We start from the raw sequence: 2,454 nt of genomic DNA, 5'->3' as shown, positions 1-2,454 counted from the left end.
GTAAGCGTGCAGCGAGAACCGTATTGACGGGGATGTGTTATTCAGTTGGCAGTGCTACGCGCCAGGGGAGTAGTTCGCTGACCCGGTTTATCGGCCAGTCAGCTATAACATCAAGCACATGGCGAAGGTAGCTTTCTGGCTCCACTCCGTTCAGTTTGCATGTCCCGATCAGGCTGTACAGCAGCGCTCCCCGCTCTCCTCCATGATCCGAACCGAAGAACAGGTAGTTTTTGCGGCCCAGGCTGACCATCCGTAGCGCATTCTCAGCTATGTTGTTATCTGCCTCGGCCCAGCCGTCGTCAGTATAGTAAGCCAGCGCCGGCCACTGGTTCAGTACGTACGTGAACGCTTTCGCCAGTTCTGAGTGTCGCGACAGCGTTTTCACCTTTTCACGCAGCCAGCTTTCCAGGGATTTCAGCCGCGGTTTAGCTTTTTGCTGACGTTCTGCAAGGCGTCGCTTCGCCGGCATCCCCCTTATTTCCGCCTCGATGGCATATAACTCACCGATCCGTTTCAGGGCTTCCTCCGTCAGCGCTGACGGGGTGCGAACGTGCACATCGTGGATCTTGCGGCGGGCATGAGCCCAGCAGGCAGCTTCCGTTATCTGTCCATTGCGGTACAGTTCGTTGAACCCGGCGTACGCATCCGCCTGCAGAACACCGCTGAAGCCAGCGAGATGGCTCTGCGGGTGGATACCTTTTCTGTCCGGGCTGTAAGCGAACCACACTGCCGGCGCCAGCTCTGACCCGGCGTTACGGTCGTCACGAACGTACGTCCACAACCGCCCGGTCTTCGTTTTCTTATTACCTGGCAACAGCACCGGGACAGGCGTGTCATCAGCATGGAGCTTACCGTCAGTCAGCACATAGTCCTGAAGCGCCCCTTCCAGCGGTGACAGTAGCCGGCAACACGCATCCACCCAGCCCGACAGCAGTGAGCGGCTCAGCTCCACACCCTGGCGGCCGTATATTTCAGACTGGCGGTACAGCGGGGTGTGCTCTGCATACTTTGAACTCAGCACGCGGGCCAGCAGCCCCGGTCCTGCGATACCCCGCTCGATGGGCCGTGAAGGCGCGGGGGCCTGCACGATGGCATCGCACTGAGTACAGGCATGCTTTTCACGTACTGTCCGGATAACCCGGAAGGCGCTGCGCATCAGCTCCAGCTGTTCGGCGGCATCTTCACCCAGGTAACTCAGCGCACCACCACATTCCGGGCAGCATGACGCTGCCGGCAGCAGCCGTTTTTCGTCACGGGGAAGTGATTCAGGGAACGGTTTGCGGGTACGGGTCTGCCGCAGCGGGCGCTGCACGGCCGGGTCATCCACCCGGCCGGTAAGGGTATCGCTTTCTTTCTGCAACTGCTTAAGGTCGGCTTCCATCTTCGCGATACGGCGGGAGACTTTTTCGGAGCGGCTGCCGAAGTTCATCCGGCGCAGCTTATCCAGTTGCGCCTGCAGGTGATCTATTTCGCGTTCACGCTCGTTCAGCTTTTCCAGAAGGGCACGGTTCAGCGCCTCCTGTTCGGCAAGGAGACGTTTCAGTTCATCGATATCGTCAGGAAGTAAGCTGTTCATACCGGGTATATTACCAGGCTCATTCAGCGTCGACCAGGATAAAGAGGCCTACAACATAGTCAGTGACGTAAGCAGTCTTTTAGGCTGCCGCCAGTCGATACCTTCAAGGAGCATCGCCAGCTGTGCCGGTGTGAGGAACACTTTGCCATCCCGGGCTGACGGCCAGGCGAAGCGGCCGCGCTCCAGCCGTTTGGTCAGCAGACACAGTCCATCGCCGGTAGACCAGAGGAGCTTTACCTGACTGCCATTACGCCCACGGAAGATAAAAACGTGACCTGACATCGGATCGTCTTTCAGCGTCGTCTGCACCTTTGCCGCCAGGCCGTTGAAGCCGTTTCTCATATCGGTGATGCCAGCGACCAGCCAGATCTTTGTCCCTGATGGTAATGGGATCAACGTTTGAGCTCCCGTATCAGCAGGTTCAGGATATTTTCGCTGATGGCACCATTCAGACGGAGTGATCCGTGCCGGAACGTCACTTCACAGCTGATATTGAGTGATTCAGGTGCCGCAGCAGCTACAGGTTGTGACCGGGGGGAGGTTGCAGGGACAACATCTTCGGCATCAAGTGTTATCGGGAGCAGCTCAGGCACGTTGTTTTCTGTTGTTGAAGGAGGACGTAGTTTTCCTTCGCGCCAGTACTGGCGCCACTTGAACAGCAAATTATCGTTGATCCCATGCTCACGAGCGAGTTGCGCTACGGAGATCTCTGGTCGATGCGAGAGTTCAACCATTTTGATTTTGAACTCAACGGGATAATTAGGGCTTTTTTTACGCACTGCGGTTAATGATTTCATGGATAGCGTCCACCATATTTGGTGTCCATTATCCTCTCAGGAATTTCAGGATCTGCCAGACGGTGCTGAGACGACGCTTAC

Annotated in this window: 3 protein-coding genes; all 3 read right to left on the bottom strand. The window is 56.8% G+C overall.

The window, feature by feature from the left end; genetic code table 11:
* Positions 1-37: 37 nt before the first annotated feature.
* The 3 genes from FDX01_RS04015 to FDX01_RS04005 are packed head-to-tail and all read right to left on the bottom strand — an operon-like array spanning position 38 to position 2,373.
* Positions 38-1,576 carry an IS66-like element ISKpn24 family transposase gene (locus FDX01_RS04015; protein ID WP_004201219.1) on the bottom strand — a complete coding sequence of 513 codons (1,539 nt, stop codon included), beginning with the start codon at positions 1,574-1,576 and terminating at the stop codon, positions 38-40.
* A gap of 48 nt (positions 1,577-1,624) precedes the next feature.
* Positions 1,625-1,972 (bottom strand): IS66 family insertion sequence element accessory protein TnpB, encoded by a 348-nt coding sequence (tnpB, locus tag FDX01_RS04010; protein ID WP_000612626.1) that lies wholly within the window; start codon positions 1,970-1,972, stop codon positions 1,625-1,627.
* A complete protein-coding gene (locus tag FDX01_RS04005; protein ID WP_003031976.1) occupies positions 1,969-2,373 on the bottom strand; it encodes a transposase in 405 nt (134 codons plus the stop codon). The genes tnpB and FDX01_RS04005 overlap by 4 nt, the downstream gene beginning before the upstream one ends.
* Positions 2,374-2,454: the final 81 nt, after the last annotated feature.

Source organism: Citrobacter sp. wls613, from assembly GCF_005281195.1.
Classification (GTDB): Bacteria; Pseudomonadota; Gammaproteobacteria; order Enterobacterales; family Enterobacteriaceae; genus Citrobacter; species Citrobacter gillenii.
Note: the sequence above shows the minus strand (reverse complement) of the source record. Positions and strands in the feature narration are given on the sequence as shown.

What these genes read in the sequence shown, in the direction of transcription:
- FDX01_RS04005 (WP_003031976.1), bottom strand. Translation starts at nt 2,373, where the DNA reads ATGAAATCATTAACCGCAGTGCGTAAAAAAAGCCCTAATTATCCCGTT.
- FDX01_RS04015 (WP_004201219.1), bottom strand. Translation starts at nt 1,576, where the DNA reads ATGAACAGCTTACTTCCTGACGATATCGATGAACTGAAACGTCTCCTT.